Consider the following 18,580-nt stretch of genomic DNA (forward strand, 5'->3'; position numbering starts at 1 on the left):
GGATTATAACAGAACCGCAGAAGCTTTAATGATGCGGTGATCGCTGTTCATATAGTAATAATTTGCAGTATATAAGTACTGAATATAATGTATACAGCCTATAGATGGGGTGATTGTGTTTGAGTCATAGAGTGGTTGTAACCGGGATGGGCGTAATTACGTCACTGGGGAAAGACTTGGAGACGTTCTGGGATAATCTGATGAGCGGTAAATCAGGTGTATCGATGGTTGAAGCGTTTGATGTCAGTGAATACACTACGCAAATTGCTTCATCAGTTAAAGACTTTGATCCGGAGGCGCTTTTTGGCCGCAAGGAAGCCCGCAAAATGGACCGTTTTGTACAATTTGCAGTGGCTGCTGGTGAAGATGCATTGAGAGACAGTGGACTTAAGATCGGTGAAGATATCGATGCTGAACGGATCGGTGTATCTGTTGGTTCGGGTATCGGTGGTCTTGGTACTTGGGAAGACAATCATAATCTGTTGCTTGAAAAAGGGCCAAAACGGGTTAGCCCGTTCTTTATCCCGATGATGATCGCTAACATGGGTTCTGGACAGCTGTCCATTAACCTCGGTGCAAAGGGACCGAATACGACTACAGTGACGGCCTGTGCTACAGGAAGTCATTCCATTGGGGAATCATTCCGTCTGATTCAACGTGGAGACGCGGATGCTATGATCTGCGGTGGTTCGGAAGCGACCATTCGTCCAACAGGAATGGCAGGATTTTGTGCAATGAGAGCAATGTCCACTCGTAATGATGAGCCGGAGAAGGCTAGTCGGCCATTTGATGTAGATCGCGATGGTTTCGTTATGGGAGAGGGCGCTGGGATCTTGATTCTGGAATCCCTTGAACATGCTGAGAAACGTGGAGCGAAGATTTATGCTGAGGTAATCGGCTATGGTCTAAGTGCTGATGCTCACCATATGACTGAACCGGATCCAGATGGTGCAGCTCGCTGCATGAAGATGGCAATCCGTGATGCTGGTATCTCTCCTGAAGATATTGATTACATCAACGCACATGGTACTTCAACGCCTGTAGGAGATCGATCAGAAACGGCTGCTGTTAAGAAAGCGTTAGGTGAACATGCCTATAAAGTAGCTATTAGCTCAACGAAATCCATGACAGGTCATCTTCTAGGTGCTGCTGGTGGAGTAGAAGCTATTATCTGCGGACTCTCTTTGCAAAAGGGCATGATTGCTCCAACAATTAATTTGGACAACCAGGACCCGGAATGTGATTTGGATTATGTACCAAATGTTCCTCGTAAAGCGGATCTTGATATCGTAATGTCGAATTCGTTTGGATTCGGGGGACATAACGCAACAGTTATTCTAAAAAAATATAATCAGTAAGGGGACAGCGCGGTGAAAGGAGAACTGAAGCAGTTACAACAGCAACTTCAAATCCAATTTCACGATTCTGTGCTTCTGAAGCAGGCCTTTACCCATGCATCTTATGTGAATGAACACCGTTTCAATCAGCATCAGGACAATGAGCGCCTCGAATTTCTAGGGGATGCTGTACTGGAGCTGACGGTTTCTGAATATTTGTACAATCTGTTGCCAGATCGACCTGAAGGGGAACTGACCAAGCTACGTGCCGCTATCGTATGCGAGCCTTCGCTGGTTAAGTTCGCTGAGAGTTTAGGTTTTGGCCGTTATGTACTGCTGGGAAAAGGGGAAGAACTTACGGGCGGACGTACTCGCCCGGCCCTGCTGGCTGATGTGTTCGAATCCTTCGTGGGAGCGCTTTATCTTGACCAAGGGCTGGAAACTGTACGGTCTTTTCTTGATAATCACGTATTTCCACTTGTGGAGACGGATGGGAAACTGCAAATGCAGATGACCGATTATAAGACGGAACTGCAAGAGCTAATTCAGCAGCACAATATGGGTACGTTGGAATATCGGATCATTGAAGAACGGGGACCCGCGCATGAGCGTGAATTCGTCTCTGAAGTGTTAATGACTAACCGTTCACTTGGTAAAGGGAGCGGCCGCTCGAAGAAGGAAGCAGAGCAGCAGGCTGCAGCAGCTGCACTGTTGCATCTGAAAGAAGATGGTGCCTGAATTTTGCATCATGTGGACAAGCGGAGGAGAGCAGCAAAGGTCTGAATACCGGCGTTTAGGCGGAGCTCAGACCGTTGCTGCTCTTTTTCGAAAGAATAGCCAAGCTTCATTTTGAAGCTGTTTTAGGCGAATAAACGCTATGGTATAATGGGTCAGAGGTGATAGGCAAGTATGTTTTTGAAACGGATAGAATTAGCTGGTTTTAAATCATTTGCCGACAAAACAGAAATGGAATTTGTGCGCGGAATAACGGCCGTAGTGGGTCCGAACGGAAGCGGCAAGAGCAATATTTCTGACGGCATACGCTGGGTGCTCGGCGAACAGAGTGCTAAATCACTGCGTGGCGGCAAGATGGAAGATATTATTTTTGCCGGTAGTGACGCGCGTAAAGCTGTGAATTATGGTGAAGTATCACTTACGCTCGATAATGAGGATCACACGCTTCCACTGGATTTCAGCGAAGTTACAGTGACTCGGCGTGTTCACCGCAGTGGTGAGAGTGAATATTTAATTAATAAGCAATCCTGCCGACTAAAGGATATCACAGAGCTGTTCATGGATACCGGTATCGGGCGTGAGGCTTATTCGATTATCGGACAGGGTCGGATTGAAGAGATTCTGAGTACTCGTTCCGAGGATCGGCGAGGCATCTTCGAAGAGGCATCGGGTATTGTAAAATATAAATCGCGCAAAAAAGATGCAAGTCGAAAGCTTGACGACACGGAGCAAAACTTGCTTCGTATTCACGATTTGATTAGTGAGCTTGAGGATCAGATTGGTCCCCTTAAGGATCAATCGGAGAAGGCCATTCGCTTTAAAGAGCTTCGGGAACAACTGAAGCATCAGGAAATTTCAGTCTATGTGCATCAGATTGAAGGCATTCATACAGCTTGGCAGGAAGGTAACGCTAAGCTCGAAACTTTAAAGGATGAGCAACTGGAATTATCTACAGTTGTCTCAGCCCATGATGCCAAGCTGGAAAGCGGACGTGCTGAACTGCGCGCGTTAGAAGAACAGATCGAGAAGCAGCAAGAGCAATTGCTCCGTTATAGTGAAGCTTATGAGAAGAGCGAAGGTTACGGGGAAGTGTTGAAGGAACGTAAGCGCAATCTTGAGAGCAACCGTGAACAGTTAATGCTCACATTAGGTTCTGTAGGTGAGCGTTCTGCGGACCGACAGCGTGAGCTTGGGGATTTAGAAGCTAAGCTCGAAGCGTCCCGGCTTAAGCTTGTTGAGCTTCGGAAACAGATCGAAGCGGAAGAGGCAAGACTCGAAGGTGTCGCTGACGGTATTAGTCAGAGCCAGGAGGAGAAGCTGAAAAGTGCTCTCCTGGAGTTAATGAACCTTATGGCGAATGCACGTAACGAAATTCGTTACGCGGATCAACAGAAGGAGAACCTGGAGCGTCGTATGAGCCGCAGTGAAGAAGAAAGCGGCAAATGGACTGCACGGCATGAAGAGCTGTCTGCTAACCAGAAAGGGCTAAAAGACAAGATTGCCCAGCTTGGAAAAGAACTAAGCAATCTTCGTGGTGCTTATATTACTGAAAGTGAACAACTTAGTAAACGTCAGAAGCTGATTGAAGAGACGCAATCAGGTCTGAGAAAATGGGAACAGAAGCGGGAAGCACAAGTCTCCCGTCACGAGACCATGAAAGAAATGCAGGATGATTTCGATGGCTTTATGCTTGGGGTTAAAGAAGTTCTCAAAGGAGCTCGTAAAGGACAGCTTAACGGTGTGCATGGTGCGGTTGCTGAACTCATCTCCGTTCCTGAGAAGCTGGAAATGGCTGTTGAGACTGCGCTGGGTGCATCGCTGCAACACGTGGTTATGGATAATGAGAGCGTGTCTCGTCAAGCGATATCTTTCCTGAAGCAACGTCAATTGGGACGAGCTACTTTTCTACCACTCGATGTTATCCGGCCACGCCAAATTTCCGGTAGCGACCGAGGAATGGTGGAAGATGCTGAAGGTTTTGTTGGAATTGGTTCCGAACTCGTTGGATACGATGATAAGTATGCAAGTATTGTTGGCAGTTTGCTTGGCAATGTAGTTATTGCTGAGAGCCTGGAGCAGGCTAACCGCATCGCCGCTAGATGCCAGTATCGTTATCGTGTGGTTACGCTAGAGGGTGATGTAGTCAATGCCGGGGGCTCCATGACTGGTGGTAGCCAACATAAGAAGAACAATAGCTTACTTAGTCGTAAACGCCAGCTGGATCAGCTGAGCAGTGAGATCGAAGAGAGCGAGCGTCAAATTGTTAAGCTGAAACAAGGCATAGCCAGACTTCGTGAAGAGCAGGAAAACGCTAGCGTGAAGCTAGAGGACCTGCGCCGTGATGGTGATGAGAAGAGACTGGAAGAGCAACGTGTTTCTGGCGATTTGAAGCAGCTTGAACAGGAGCTTCGGCATGTGCAGGAACAAGTGGAGAGCACAGGCGCGGAACGTAGTGGCTTTGAAAGTGAGGTCCGCGCGCTTGAGGAGACTCGGAAACAAGCCTCTGCTGAGCTTGAACGTCTCGAGAAGGAAGAGAAGGAAGCTCATGAGGGTATCCGTAATGCCGAATCGGCGCGTAAAGCGAATGAATCCGCTAAGGAAGAGTTGCAAGGTAAGCTGACCAGTATGAAGGTTTCGGAAGGCAAGCTCGATCAGGAGATCTTCTCCTTGGAGGAGCAATTACGTCGTCTAAGACAAGATGCGGGTTCACAGGATAAAGAGCTGCGCCAGAATCGAAATCTGTTACATACGATCGAGCAGGATTTGGCTAGTAATGCTTTGGAAACCGTGAAACAGAAAGAAGATTTGAATAGTTATCGTCTGAAGAAGGAAGAGACAGCCGGTACTTTGGATCTAGCTCGGGCGGAACGTTCAGCGTTAACCCGTAAGCTTGAGCTAGAGGAGGGCAAGACCAAGGATCAGCGTCAGGCACTTAGAGTCGTGGAGGACAAGCTGCGTTCTACTGAAGTTTCTGTGGGTCGTCTCGATGTTGAACTTGATAATATTCTTCGTAAGCTGAGTGATGATTACGAGCTAAGCTATGAACTAGCGAAGCAACGTTATCCTGTGCCCGAAGATGTGCCTGCCGCACAAGCGGATGTACAGCGTCTGAAACGCAGTATTTCTGCATTGGGCGAAGTGAACTTAGGTGCGATTGAAGAATATCAGCGTGTTCATGAGCGTTATACCTTCCTCAGTGGACAAAAAGATGACCTGGTCGAAGCCAAGACTACCCTGTATCAAGTTATCCGTGAGATGGAAGATGAAATGTCCAAACGCTTCAAACAGACCTTTGATGCGATCCGTAAACAATTCGGTACGGTATTCTCGAAGCTGTTCGGAGGCGGTAGAGCTGATCTCATGCTGCTGGATCCAGAACATATGCTTGAAACAGGTATAGATATCGTAGCCCAACCACCGGGTAAAAAGCTTCAAAACCTGCAGCTCCTATCTGGTGGGGAACGCGCCTTAACTGCGATGGCCCTCTTGTTCGCCATCCTGCAAGTGAAGCCGGTTCCGTTCTGCGTACTGGATGAGGTAGAGGCTGCGCTAGATGAAGCGAATGTCGTACGTTTTGCACAGTATTTGCGTGAGTTCTCGGAACAAACGCAATTTATCGTCGTTACACACCGCAAAGGAACGATGGAAGAGGCGGATGTGCTCTACGGAGTGACGATGGAGGAAGGCGGAGTATCTAAGCTTGTCTCTGTACGTTTAGAGGATGAGGAAGCAGAGATCGCTTAACGGCTTGCCAAAATGGTGATTTTTTTAAGTATCTGCTTTCGAGGCGAGTTTTGTACGAAGTTAAATCAATGAAGTGTCGCTCACAAAACTTTTAGGAGGAAACAAATGAGCTTTTTCAGGAAGTTAAAAGAAAGCATTTCCGGCAAAACGGAAAGTGTAACCAAACAATTCCGCGACGGATTAGAGAAAACCCGTAAAGGCTTTGTCGAAAAGGTAGCAGACCTGATTATCCGCCGTAAAAAAATAGATGAAGAGTTCTACGAAGAGCTGGAAGAAATCTTGATTGGTGCGGACGTAGGTGTTAATACAGTAATGACACTTGTCGAGGATCTGCGCGCCGAAGTGAAGCAAAAACGAATTGAAGATGCAGCTGAGCTGCAACCCATTTTGTCCCGTAAGCTCATGGAATTGTTGCGCGGCGATGACGATAACAGCCTGAAGGAAAATCCGGATGGCATTACAGTTATCTTGTTCGTTGGGGTAAATGGAGTAGGCAAGACGACTACGATCGGTAAATTAGCACATCGTTACAAACAAGAGGGTAAAAAAGTTCTTTTGGCCGCAGGGGATACGTTCCGTGCCGGAGCGATTGAACAGCTCGAAGTTTGGGGTCAACGTGCTGGCGTAGACGTAATTAAGCAACAAGCTGGCTCTGACCCAGCCGCTGTTATGTTCGATGCTGTTCAAGCGGCTAAGCAGCGGAATGTAGATATCTTGATTTGCGATACGGCAGGCAGACTTCAGAATAAGAGCAATCTGATGGAAGAGCTCAACAAGATTTTCCGCGTTATTCAAAGAGAAATTCCTAGTGCTCCGCATGAAGTACTGATGGTGCTAGATGCGACCACAGGTCAAAATGCGCTTACTCAAGCCAAGCTATTTGGTGAAAAGAGTGGGGTGACAGGGCTCGTCTTGACGAAGCTGGATGGTACAGCTAAAGGCGGAATTGTAGTAGCCATTCGTCAGGAAATGAACTTACCAGTGAAGCTCGTAGGGCTCGGAGAAAAGATGGAAGACTTGCAGCCATTTGATTCTCAGCAGTTCGTGCATGCTCTTTTTGCCGGATTAATTGCTGAGGAAGAGTCAGAAGAATCGGAAGAGTAAGTGTAATCCATCCCTACACATGATCATAAAGAAGTCATATTTACAAGGAATGTCCTCGAAGCTATATTTAGTTTATGAGGGCATTCCTTTTTTATAAAATATTTGTTAGTTGTTAATGTAGTGACCTCTAAGGAATTCTTAAAAAGTACAAATGCATCGCGTAGGGTATCCCTTTAAATAACAGCTTTCCCTCACTAATAAGTCTCCAGAAGCGATATTCTATAAATGAGGTACTGATAAATAAATTCCACTGCCCTATAATTGCACCTACAATAAGTCCTGCATTTACGAAATGATCTCCCTGTTCATTCTTTTGCAGTTGCAGAATTAAGGATAGAATGTCTTCGTCATAGTATGTTTCGGGTACATTCGTTAGCTGACCTTTGGACCAGACTCGAAGCATATCCTCAGTGTTGCTGATTTCTTGCCACTCCAGCTCATACTGTTTTCTCTGCGCGGAGGTAAGGGGGTGCGTATTTTCGGTGTTTTTGATAATAATTTGCACAGCTTCGTTTGGGAGCTGACCCAGGGACTGGGGAGATAAGCCCATGCTATATTGTTCAGTAATCCCGGGAAGCTCCTCATAAGCTTCGATTGGATTTATAACATAAATAGGTTGCTTCCTCTCACTAAGAACAGAAAGTGCAAATCGTAAACCTGTCTGATCATGGGAGTTGTCTCCGCACCAAATAGTGATTTTTTTATCCTCGGGAATTTCTTTTAAGGTCTGAATCATGGCTCCCAGTGTATGCTGGGGATTGAGATGATAACCCTGATCGGGAAATCGTTCCTGAAACCATAACTCACGGGCTTGACACCCTTCAACATTATGTAATTTGCACAGCGGTCCAGCAGAGAACGTCTCATTAAATGATAGTACTCTTATTAAATGACGACCGCCTACACGACTAAGTGCTACCTTCATCGAACCAGCTTCTGACAAGCCAAATAAAAGAAAAATATGATCCCGCCTAGCCTCTTCCTGCTCCATGGTCATAGTAGATTTGTGATCCATTTGTTCACTCTCCTAACGCTCCAAATTATACCATAAAACTGAAATCACCTTCTCAGACAACTATATAAAAAATACAACATATGAAAAATTCATAACAGTAATGCTTGTCACTACTCCTGCATACAATTCAATGAAGAAACTACATTTCAGCTCCGGCAACCTATATAAGAGAGAAAGGAAGCGATTCCAAAACACGGAAATATTCAGAGATCGCATTTCTCTGTTATATATATTGACATCGGTAATAGGATTTACGTATTATGGGAATACAAAACAATATTTTCTTGGATATTTTCAGAAATTAAAGTATGACTTGTTAGTAAAGATAACATTTATCGAAAGGAGTCGGGCTCATGTCCAAATTAGATCCTCTGCCAGGTCTGTCTCCGTATCCGCTGCAACATTTTTTCGATGAAATGTATGCAGATAAGAGAAATGTCCGGCCGCATTACAGACATGTGAATCGCATGTTTTCCGGAATGAGCTCCGAAGAGCTGCAGGGTAAGCAGAATTTGATGCAGCGCAGGATGATGGAGGAAGGAATTACTTTTACGCTATACAATCCGGCTCAGGATCATCCCATGGAGCGTACGATTCCCTTCGATATGATTCCACGCATTATTCCTAAGAATGAATGGGAGAGGCTAGAGGCTGGAATTATTCAGCGTATCACGGCTTTGAATCTGTTCATTCATGATATCTACCATGAGCAGTACATCGTAAAGGATGGAATAGTCCCAAGGCGTATGATCATCTCCAACTGTTATTTCCGGCCAGAAATGGCTGGTCTAAGGGTGCCTGGTGGAGCCTACATCACTACCTCGGGAATCGATCTGATTCGCCATCATGATGGGCAATATTATGTGCTTGAAGATAATCTACGAACGCCTTCAGGTTTTTCATATCTTTTTAAAGGCAGAACCCTTATGAATCAGTTGTTTCCTGAATTGTCCTTTGCCAGCTCCATCCGAGATGTTGATCATAGCTTGAATCGCTTCTTATCCGTTCTACGTAGTTTATCACCCTCACGAAAGTCAGATCCGGTTATAGCACTTCTTACACCTGGGGAATACAATTCTGCTTATTATGAGCATGCTTTTCTAGCACAACAGATGGGTATACATTTGGTTGAAGGACGAGATTTGGTTGCAAAGGATCACAAAATATATTTGAAAGAAATGAACGGACTTCGCCGCGTAGATGTACTATATCGCCGTTTGGATGATGATTTCATCGATCCGTTAGCTTTTCAGCCGGATTCACTTCTAGGGGTGGCGGGTCTGATGAATGCGTATCGGGCAGGGAATGTAGCGATTGCTAATGCCCCGGGGACTGGTGTTGCTGATGATAAAGCGATGTATGTCTATGTACCGGATATGATTCGTTATTATCTGAATGAAGAACCGATTCTTGGGAATGTCCCGACCTATCTGCTAGGCAGGCCTGATGAACGTTTATATGTCCTTGAGAATCTATCTGAAATGGTTGTTAAGGAAACCTCTTTATCCGGGGGATATGGAATGTTGATCGGAAGCGAAGCTACGAAAGAAGAACTCGCTGAATTTCGAATGAAGATTATCGCCGACCCGGAACGTTATATTGCGCAGCCGATCATGTCTCTATCTAGAGCACCGGTATTGTCAGGTGGAACAATGGCACCGAGACATATCGACCTTCGAGCTTTTGTATTAATGGGTGCTGACCGTAAGCCACATGTTATCCCTGGGGGATTGACACGGGTGGCTATGAAAGAAGGGTCTTTGGTCGTAAACTCCTCACAAGGTGGTGGCGTAAAAGATACTTGGGTCATGGCTTGATACAACCTAGTGAGGCTTGTTGATGATTAACAAAATGCAGCATCAATTTGTTAAATAAGGGAGTGGCTGGAGATGCTGAATCGAAATGCTGAAGCTTTGTTCTGGATCGGCAGATATATTGAAAGGGCAGAGAATCATGCGCGGCTAATCAATGTTCATTATCATATCCAGCAGGAAGAGGATTTTCATGAAGAAGGACATAAATGGTCAAGGTTAATCGATGCGCTAGGCGTTCGAGGTGAATATATGCAGCAGTTCGAAACCTTTTCCGAGCAGGATGTCCTATCTTTCATCACACTTGATTTAGGCAATTCTAATTCATTATTCTCTTGCGTACATCATGCCAGAAATAATCTGAGAACACTCCGTCAGCAGCTTCCAAGTGAATTATGGGATGTTGTCAACAGCTTCAACCTATGGCTTGGTGAGCGGTCTGTTGCAGATATTATGAGCGGCCCACATCAGTTCTATCAGCAGGTTAAGGAGCGTACAGCCATGTTTCTCGGAGCAGAGCAGTCGGTAATGCTTAGAGGGAATGAGTGGCATTTCATTGAAAGCGGACGGTTTCTAGAGCGGGCAGAGAATACAACTCGTATCTTGCAGGCGGTCATTGCCTCATGCCGATTTAAGGAGCTTGACGCGGTTTATACACAGTTGCAGGCGGTGCTTAAATCCGTTAGTGGGTACCAGGCGTTTCGCCGTTATTATGCAGATGCTATGTCCCCGGAGAGCATTTTAGATTTCTTGATTGCGAATCCCAAATTTCCGCGTTCCATTCGTTTTTCTTTTCATCAGCTGGAAGAGCATTTAGCAAAGCTTGAGCTAGATCCCTCAGAGAAAGGTTCAGGTCATGAGAAGGTTATCCGGCAAGCGGGTAAGCTAAAAGCAGAACTGGATTATATGGAAAAGGAAGAAATGTCCGGCGAGCTAGTGGAAGATGTGCTTAAATCGCTGGTGATATCCTGTCAAAAACTTGGTAAAACAATGGAGGGCGCCTTTTTTCGGCGAGAAGGAGTGTCTGTATGAAGATTCAAATCAATCATACCACCACATACAGCTATCCAGAGCCGGTTACGGACAGTGTCAATGAGATCAGACTCACGCCACGCACGAATTATCGGCAATCCTGTTATCACCATGAAGTGGATATTTACCCGCCAGCCAATCTATTAACCTATGAGGATTTCTTCGGGAATCGGGTCCATGCCTATTCGGTTAATAAGCCGCATACGGAGATGGTCATCCACACTAAAGCTACTGTAGTTACACTGGATAAAGCTCAGGGGACAGATCTCCCGAGAACATCTCTTGAAGAACAAATTAGATTGTTAAATGACGAGGGATTTCAGAACCGTTATATTGAGTTTATTTTGCCGACTCGTTATACCGAGGTGACGCCTGAATTAGTGGAATTTGCCTCACAGTACCCTTTTAATGAAGCAGAGGATATGTATGAATGGATTCTTAAATTATCTGCGACGATTTATGAACAGTTCACCTATGACCCTGAGGCTACAAGTGTAAATACTACGGTAAAAAAAGCACTGAAGCTTAAACGCGGTGTATGTCAGGATTATGCTCATCTAATGATTGCTGTCTGCCGTAGTGTCGGTCTGCCTTCCAGATATGTAAGTGGATATCATTTTGTTGGTGATCTGCAAGGGAGTAATGCTAATTTTGAGCAAGCCTCTCATGCTTGGGTGGAAACTCACATTCCGGGTACAGGTTGGCTTGGTTTCGATCCGACAAATAATGTTGAGGTCAATTGGCGCTACATTAAGTTAGGTCACGGACGGGACTACAAAGATATTGTACCTGTAAAAGGTGTATATCGTGGTGGAGCGGGCACTCTGACCGTGAAAGTGGATGTGCGGAAGCTGGACAATTAGATGTATAGATCTAGATGAAACTCTCAGTTCAAGTTTTTGAACGGGGAGTTTTTTTGTGAAGATGATTCCAGTGTGCATGTATTTGGGTAATCTTGATCCATAGTACATCACTAAGAGATCTTAAGGGAGAGATTACATATGAGTCCAAACATAGCTAAGAAACAAAGATTCATTGGAAAAACAGCAATTATTACAGGAGCGGGCTCAGGAATTGGTCGGGCTACCGCCATTAAGCTGGCGAGGGAAGGTGCTAATGTAGCGCTTTTTGATTTGAATCTTGAACGTACCTCATCTTTGGCGGATAAGCTGAACAAGTTTCGCAAAGATTGCGCATTGGCCATAGAGGTAGATACTTCAGATGAAAAAGGGATGGAGGAAGCCGTTCGCAGGACTGTCGAACAATTCGGCGGCTTAGATGTAGTATTCGCTAACGCGGGAATCAATGGTGCGGTGGGACCAATAGAGGAACTGAGCCTGAGTGATTGGGAGCGCACGATGTCGGTGAACTTGACGGGGACCTTTTTGACCTTGAAATATACGATCCCTCATCTGAAGGATAAAGGGAAAGGTAGCATTATCATCACTAGCTCCATCAATGGGAATACTAGATTTGCCAGCTTTGGGTGGTCTACGTATAGTACTACCAAAGCTGGACAGGTAGCTTTTGCCAAAATGGCTGCACTTGAGCTAGCTAAGTTTAAAATTCGAGTGAATGTGATCTGCCCCGGGGCGATTGCTACCAATATAGATGAAACCACTGAAATGAACGAAGAAGTAGAAGCGATCGTCATTCCGATTGAATTTCCCGATGGTGCGCAGCCGCTGGCGGATGGGCCGGGTAAACCGGATAATGTTGCCGATCTAGTTTCTTTTTTGGCTTCCGATGAATCTATTCATATTACAGGTGCGCAAATTGTGATTGATGGAGCAGAATCCTTATTGTCCTAATTTAGAGATCGCTTCCCGGTATCGTTCATACCAAACGTTCCATTCAGCTTTTCGTGACTCCAGCGTCGTACCATCCAGAAGATGCTGGATCACGTCCAGACATACATGCCAGCCAGCTAAATCTCGGGGGGTGTGTGGCGTGAGCGTTCGGATCGTTTCATTCAAGACGAGTAAACATCCTTCTGAATTAGGATATAGCTCAAAGCGAACGGAATCTTCAGCCCACGTAAATTCAAGAACAGATTCATGTTGCAGGGCGGTAATCGTCATTTCCTCAAAGGTTCCGTCTTGCATATCAAACTTGATTAATCCCCCTTCACGCAGGTCTTCAACACGTAATTCAGTGAACCATAAAGCAAGCTTCTCATTCTCTGTCAGAAAGGACCATATTTCTGATGCGGGATGTTTTAGTTGACGTTCGAAACGAGCGACATAATGATCATCTGCTTTTTTGAGGTTAGCTATCATGTTATATTTCTCCTTTGGACTACTGCTGTAGTCCTTTTTTTATTGTTTAGGAAATTATACAATACAAAAAAAATGTGGATAACTCCGAAGAAAGAGGAAGGAGGGGTGAACGTGAAGAAGCAGGAGACATGAAATAAACGAGGAGTCATCCGTCAGATTCTAAAAACCGAGCGGACCTTATATCCTCCGAAATGCATGTTTTAGTCGAGCCTACGGACAAATGTATGCGAAAAACCGAATACAAATGTGCCGCCAGTAACGTAAATGAGCCAAATGTATGCGAAAAATCGAATACAATGTGCCGACGGTAACATAAACGAGTCAAATGTATGCGGAAAATCGAATACAATGTGCCGCCGGTAACGTAAACGAACCAAATGTATGCGAAAAACCGAATACAATGTGCCGCCGGTAACGTAAATGAGCCAGCGCTGTTATTCGCCCCAGATCACCCGGGAAGGGGCAAGTTATTAGGGAATAAGTGCAATACGGTCCGTCCCTAATATATGTGCTCATTTCATCAAAATAAAGCCATTCGGTCCGTAAGCGGAACCTCATTACGAAGGTGTATATGGATACGAGTATGGAATTATGGATGTACTCAGCTTGTAACTCTACCTCCAAGGACGACGTCAGGCGTATTTCTTGTTGAGTTGAGGCTTATTAGAACGAGTATAACAATTGTTCGCATGAAAAAAAACTATTGTACGGTTTGGTTAGGCGTCTGTAATATGTTGCGGACAGGGAGCAGAGAATGATGGTGTAGCAGAATGAATTGAATTTGCGGAATGGGGACTCTTGAGTCCTGAGCGATCTGCGGAGGTGAATATGAGGATGCGCAGACTTTTCGGACTGCATAGCTCTTATTTCCACAATTTCTATTAAAAATAGGGTGTATTTGCGTGAATAGGTGCAACTGAGTCCGATAGTGTAGCAAAATAGCCTGAAATTGCGAAATAAGGGCTTCTTAGTCCGAACGATCTGCGATGACGAGGAAGATTCATAGAACGGAGAAGGATCGCCTTTTATAAGAATGCATTGCGGCAGTTTGATGTAAATCTACAGTTATTTATGCTAAAATAGACGAAATTCTGCTTACCATACTTTTGCTTAGGCGGGATAGATCATAGTAGTGGTATTGGTGAAGGAGGCTGCGTATATGGGGATGATGTCCTGGCTGGTTGAGCAGCGGATTCAGGAATCTATGCGTAATGGGGAATTTGGAGATTTACCTGGGCATGGCAAGCCACTGGAGCTTGAGGATTTATCGGGCGTGCCAGAAGAATTGCGCATGTCTTTCAAAATTATGAAGAATTCCGGGATGGTGCCCGAGGAAGTATCTTTGCGTGCAGAATGCGTTACCCTCGAAGGGCTGCTTGCTGCCTGCCACAATAGCGGAGGCACTGAAACTAGTGAAGGCAAAGCTATCCGGGCAAAATTGTCTTTGAAAAGGCTGCGTCTGCAAGAGCTTCTGCGTGAACGAGGCTTAGATAGTAATCCTGCTTTTATGCAATACAGTGTTCAAATACATGAACAGATAATTAGGGAAGAAGAATAACGCTTATTAGGGTCCTGTTGTATGGACATGAGGATAAATAGTGTGAAATAAAAGCAGCTCTTAGTCCATAAAGAGACGAAAGAGCTGCCTTTTTGCGTGCTTCGTTTCACAAGTGTCATTTTACTTGCTTGAAATATACCCATTCTGGATCACCATCGTCTAAATTCTCAATGATTCCGCTTCTTACAAATCCTAGAGAAAGACACACTTGCTGCATGATCGTATTGGATTCATTGGCGGAAGTAAACAGCTTGGGGGTTGGAGAGTGTTCTTCAATGTAACGAATAAGTGCACCGGCAATGCCAAGACGTCTGAAATTGGGATTCACAATTACGAGCTGAATAAAACAGCATTCGAAAAAAGTGGTATCGTAACAAGCAAAACCGACAGGCTCACTGTTAATCGATGCTACAACACATTGCTCATTTAGAATATATTGTTCAATTTTAGGTTTGCGAATTTCGCTGCCAATGACCATGCTATCGATCTTGCTGAGTATAGATAAATCTGAAATAGTGGCTTTAGTTACGAGCATTTTAGAAAATCTCCTTTTTTATAATATAAGAAAGTTATACTTGAAATGGTAAGTACAGATTTTCTTGATCTTTGAAGTTTTTTCGCACATGATGAATAGGGTTTAGACCACATCAAAGGAAATCATAACATATTATTACAAACGATGGAGAGATATAATGAAACAGCTTCCAATTATACAGGTGCTTCCAGACCTGAAACACATACTTCGCTCAACAAGGGCGGCTGTTCTGATCGCAGAACCCGGTGCGGGAAAAACAACTGGAACGCCTCCGGCATTTCTGGACGAGCCATGGATGGCTGGTAAAAGCATTCTTATGCTTGAGCCTAGAAGACTTGCCGCTAGATCAGCTGCAACTTACATGGCGTCCAATCTTGGAGAAAGTGTTGGACAGACGGTAGGTTATCGGATGCGGAACGACACTAAGGTAGGCAAGAATACACGAATTGTTGTAGTGACTGAAGGTGTCTTAACGAGGATGCTTCAGAGTGATCCATCGCTAGGGGATGTGGGTCTGATTATTTTTGATGAGTTCCATGAGCGTAGTCTACATGCGGATCTGGGACTTGCTCTGGCGCTGGAAGCGCAGGCAGTGCTGCGTGATGATCTTCGGATTCTAATTATGTCAGCAACACTGGATAGTGAACGGGTCTCGGTTATGCTGGGCGATGCGCCAGTAGTTGATTGTCCGGGACGAACCTATCCGGTGGAAACTATTTATACCCCAACTACAGGGAATGTTCCGATTGAAAAATCGGCCACAGCCGCAGTGAGACATGCGCTTGCTGAACAGCCGGGAGATGTACTTGTATTCTTGCCGGGTGAACGGGAGATTCGCAGAACCCAAAATGAGTTGGAACATGGAAAACTGCCTGACGGGATAGTGCTTCGTCCTTTATACGGACAATTACCACAGGCTATGCAGGATGCTGCAGTGGCTCCATCCATAAACGGCGAACGTAAAGTCGTACTAGCGACCTCCATTGCGGAGACAAGCCTGACGATCGAAGGTGTGCGAACGGTAATTGATACAGGGCTGCGTCGTACGCAGATTTTCTCTCCGCGTACGGGAATGCCAAGTCTTACGACGGTTCCGGTATCGAAAGCCTCTGCCGATCAGCGGCGAGGACGGGCCGGGCGGACAGCTCCGGGCGTATGCTACAGGCTGTGGAGTCAGGAGGAGCATAATCGTCTTCCGGATGACAATGTGCCGGAGATTATGGAGACGGATCTTGCGCAGCTCGCTTTGGAGCTGGCGCTGTGGGGCGTGCGCGATCCTGCCGCACTAGCTTGGCTTGACGCGCCGCCCGCTGCGCCTTATGCACAGGGCACCGCGCTGCTGCGCCAGCTCGGCGCGCTGGACGCCGGCGGCGCCATTACGCCGCACGGCCGCAGCATGGCCGCGCTTGGCGCGCATCCGCGAGCCGCGCATATGCTGCTGCGCGCGGCAGAGCTTGACGCAGCACCGCTCGCCTGCCGGCTGGCGGCGCTGCTGCAAGAGCGGGACCTGTTCAAGGGTCCCGCGGCACTAGATTGCGACCTCACGCTCCGCGTAGAGGCGCTGCTCCGGTTCGAACGCTCCGCCGACACGGGCGGAGCGGACTCTGCGGCTCTGCGCGCGGTGGTGCGCGAGAGCCGCAATTTCCTGGCGCAGCTGCAAGCAGCGCCGGGCGGGACCGTGAATGACATCAGCCTCTGCGGGCTGCTTCTGTCGTTCGCCTATCCCGACCGGATCGGGCAGAAACGCGGTGATGGCGCGTTTCTGCTCTCCGTCGGTCGTGGCGTGGCCATGCGGGAAGGGCAACCGCTGGCTCGATCCGCTTATATTGTGGCTGCGTCTGTTGACGATCGAGCCACACAAGGTGCAATCTTGCTGGCAGCTGAGCTTGAAGAAGGACAACTGCTTAAATATCATATAGATCACATCACAGAGGATTCTGACGTGCATTGGGATAAAGAAAGTGGAAGTGTGAAGAAACGCCGCCGAACGATGCTTGGCGCTCTTGTCTTAAAAGAAACGTCACATGAAAGACCCTCCGCAGAAGAAACAGCGAAAGTACTGCTAAGTGTAATCGCAGAGGATGGGATTGATATCTTACCGTGGGAAAAGGGACCTCTGCAGCTTCGTGAGCGGCTAATGTTTATGCACGCCTTACGTTCAGATTGGCCGGATGTCTCTGATGAAGCATTGATTGAGACGCTTGATGAATGGCTATTACCTTACATTCACGGTATGCGTAACTTGCGCGACCTTCAGCGAATCCCGTTATCCCGTGCGCTTGAGGGGGTGCTGGACTGGAATCAGCGACAGCTTCTTGAACAGGAAGCGCCGACACATATAACAGTTCCTAGTGGTTCGCGTGTGCCCGTGGACTATGCTAATCCAGCTGCTCCCGTACTGGCGGTACGATTACAAGAGATGTTTGGACAGATAGACACCCCTAGAATTGGTGGGGGAAAGGTACCTGTTTTACTTCATCTTTTGTCACCGGCAAGAAGGCCGATGCAGGTGACTTCTGACCTTGCAAGCTTTTGGCGTGGCACTTATTTTGAGGTTAAAAAGGATCTAAAAGGACGTTATCCGAAGCACTATTGGCCAGACGACCCCTTGCAAGCAATTCCGACCAATCGAGCACGTCCCCAGAAATAATAGGGTCCTTCGTGCACTTGAAATTTTAATTAGATGTTTTGTCTTCAGCTTACAGGGTAATTAACTAGCGAAGACAATTACTAAGGAGGGCTTCAAGTGACTAAAAAAATCGTAGGTATCTTTGATACAGAACAAGAAGCAACCAGAGCAATTGAAGGACTTCACAATCAAGGGTTCAGTAATGATGAAATATCAGTAATCACACGTGATCGTGATGAGCTAAGACATATTTCGGATGATACAGGCACAAAAGCTCCCGAGGGTGTTGCAACAGGTGCAGCTACAGGCGGCGTATTGGGTGGTGTTACCGGACTGCTAGCAGGTATCGGAGCGCTCGCAATTCCGGGGATTGGTCCGATTCTGGCAGCGGGACCTATTGTGGCAACGTTAACAGGTGTAGCCGTGGGTGCAGGTGCAGGTGGCTTAGTTGGTGGCTTGATCGGTCTTGGCATTCCTGAGGATGAGGCAAAAGAGTACGAAGGATACGTTGAAAGTGGCAAGATCCTTGTGCTTGTTGAGGATAATGGACGAGGGTATCAAGCGCATGATGTGTTCCGAGACAATCGCTCACTAAATGCTCAGCGTTACGAAGGCGTCTATAACGAAGACACTCGACTGGGTAATTCGATGGCTAACAGAGCAGACCGAACGGCTGAAGTTTACAACCGCGATAAAATCTAAAATGTTAATCGACCTACTTTTACTATAAACAATCCATTAAAGACTGCACCTCCTAGCGATAAGCTGTGAGGTGCAGTCTTTATTATACATGTGGTATGA

Annotated in this window: 14 protein-coding genes; 11 read left to right on the plus strand and 3 right to left on the minus strand. The window is 46.3% G+C overall.

From position 1 onward, the window contains the following. Positions 1–119 precede the first annotated feature (119 nt). The 4 genes from fabF (at position 120) to ftsY (ending at position 6,920) form a co-directional block, all read left to right on the plus strand. The gene (fabF, locus tag MKY19_RS12995; protein ID WP_076282776.1) at positions 120–1,358 is read left to right on the plus strand and encodes a beta-ketoacyl-ACP synthase II; all 1,239 of its coding nucleotides are present in this window, start codon (positions 120–122) and stop codon (positions 1,356–1,358) included. Between the two features lie 12 nt (positions 1,359–1,370). Continuing rightward, complete coding sequence (gene rnc / locus MKY19_RS13000) at positions 1,371–2,075, plus strand: ribonuclease III (RefSeq protein WP_042127220.1); 705 nt, start codon at positions 1,371–1,373, stop codon at positions 2,073–2,075. A gap of 171 nt (positions 2,076–2,246) precedes the next feature. Beyond that, entirely contained in the window at positions 2,247–5,816 is a 3,570-nt protein-coding gene (gene smc / locus MKY19_RS13005) for a chromosome segregation protein SMC (RefSeq protein ID WP_339803350.1), read from the plus strand. 105 nt (positions 5,817–5,921) lie between these two features. After that, a complete protein-coding gene (ftsY, locus tag MKY19_RS13010; protein ID WP_042187710.1) occupies positions 5,922–6,920 on the plus strand; it encodes a signal recognition particle-docking protein FtsY in 999 nt (332 codons plus the stop codon). 127 nt (positions 6,921–7,047) lie between these two features. On the opposite strand, the gene MKY19_RS13015 is transcribed toward ftsY, so the two are convergent. Further along, positions 7,048–7,935 (minus strand): DUF1835 domain-containing protein, encoded by an 888-nt coding sequence (locus tag MKY19_RS13015; protein WP_339803354.1) that lies wholly within the window; start codon positions 7,933–7,935, stop codon positions 7,048–7,050. Between the two features lie 353 nt (positions 7,936–8,288). Here MKY19_RS13015 and MKY19_RS13020 point away from each other — a divergent pair, with 353 nt between their 5' ends. The 4 genes from MKY19_RS13020 to MKY19_RS13035 all read left to right on the plus strand — a co-directional run bounded on the left by MKY19_RS13020 (position 8,289) and on the right by MKY19_RS13035 (position 12,589). After that, on the plus strand, positions 8,289–9,752 hold the full coding sequence (locus MKY19_RS13020; RefSeq protein ID WP_042127226.1) for a circularly permuted type 2 ATP-grasp protein: 1,464 nt from the start codon (positions 8,289–8,291) through the stop codon (positions 9,750–9,752). A gap of 72 nt (positions 9,753–9,824) precedes the next feature. Beyond that, positions 9,825–10,778: an alpha-E domain-containing protein gene (locus MKY19_RS13025; RefSeq protein WP_076282772.1), complete on the plus strand. Its 954-nt coding sequence runs from the start codon at positions 9,825–9,827 to the stop codon at positions 10,776–10,778. Beyond that, complete coding sequence (locus tag MKY19_RS13030; RefSeq protein WP_042187715.1) at positions 10,775–11,641, plus strand: transglutaminase family protein; 867 nt, start codon at positions 10,775–10,777, stop codon at positions 11,639–11,641. Before MKY19_RS13025 ends, MKY19_RS13030 begins: the two co-directional genes overlap by 4 nt. Positions 11,642–11,779: 138 nt before the next feature. Further along, on the plus strand, positions 11,780–12,589 hold the full coding sequence (locus MKY19_RS13035) for an SDR family NAD(P)-dependent oxidoreductase (RefSeq protein WP_042187718.1): 810 nt from the start codon (positions 11,780–11,782) through the stop codon (positions 12,587–12,589). On the opposite strand, the gene MKY19_RS13040 is transcribed toward MKY19_RS13035, so the two are convergent. Next, positions 12,578–13,057: an SRPBCC family protein gene (locus MKY19_RS13040; RefSeq protein WP_042187720.1), complete on the minus strand. Its 480-nt coding sequence runs from the start codon at positions 13,055–13,057 to the stop codon at positions 12,578–12,580. The genes MKY19_RS13035 and MKY19_RS13040 overlap by 12 nt on opposite strands. A gap of 1,159 nt (positions 13,058–14,216) precedes the next feature. On the opposite strand from MKY19_RS13040, the gene MKY19_RS13045 reads away from it, so the two are divergent. Next, positions 14,217–14,615, plus strand: coding sequence for a DnaJ family domain-containing protein (locus MKY19_RS13045; RefSeq protein ID WP_339803360.1), 399 nt, complete (start codon positions 14,217–14,219; stop codon positions 14,613–14,615). A gap of 115 nt (positions 14,616–14,730) precedes the next feature. Here MKY19_RS13045 and MKY19_RS13050 read toward each other — a convergent pair whose 3' ends face one another. Next, positions 14,731–15,150 (minus strand): GNAT family N-acetyltransferase, encoded by a 420-nt coding sequence (locus tag MKY19_RS13050; RefSeq protein WP_339803363.1) that lies wholly within the window; start codon positions 15,148–15,150, stop codon positions 14,731–14,733. A gap of 157 nt (positions 15,151–15,307) precedes the next feature. Here MKY19_RS13050 and hrpB point away from each other — a divergent pair, with 157 nt between their 5' ends. Next, positions 15,308–17,800 carry an ATP-dependent helicase HrpB gene (hrpB, locus tag MKY19_RS13055; RefSeq protein ID WP_339803366.1) on the plus strand — a complete coding sequence of 831 codons (2,493 nt, stop codon included), beginning with the start codon at positions 15,308–15,310 and terminating at the stop codon, positions 17,798–17,800. A gap of 96 nt (positions 17,801–17,896) precedes the next feature. Further along, the gene (locus MKY19_RS13060; RefSeq protein ID WP_042187728.1) at positions 17,897–18,481 is read left to right on the plus strand and encodes a general stress protein; all 585 of its coding nucleotides are present in this window, start codon (positions 17,897–17,899) and stop codon (positions 18,479–18,481) included. Positions 18,482–18,580 lie beyond the last annotated feature (99 nt).

This window comes from Paenibacillus sp. FSL R5-0744 (assembly GCF_037972555.1).
Taxonomy (GTDB): Bacteria; Bacillota; Bacilli; order Paenibacillales; family Paenibacillaceae; genus Paenibacillus_AQ.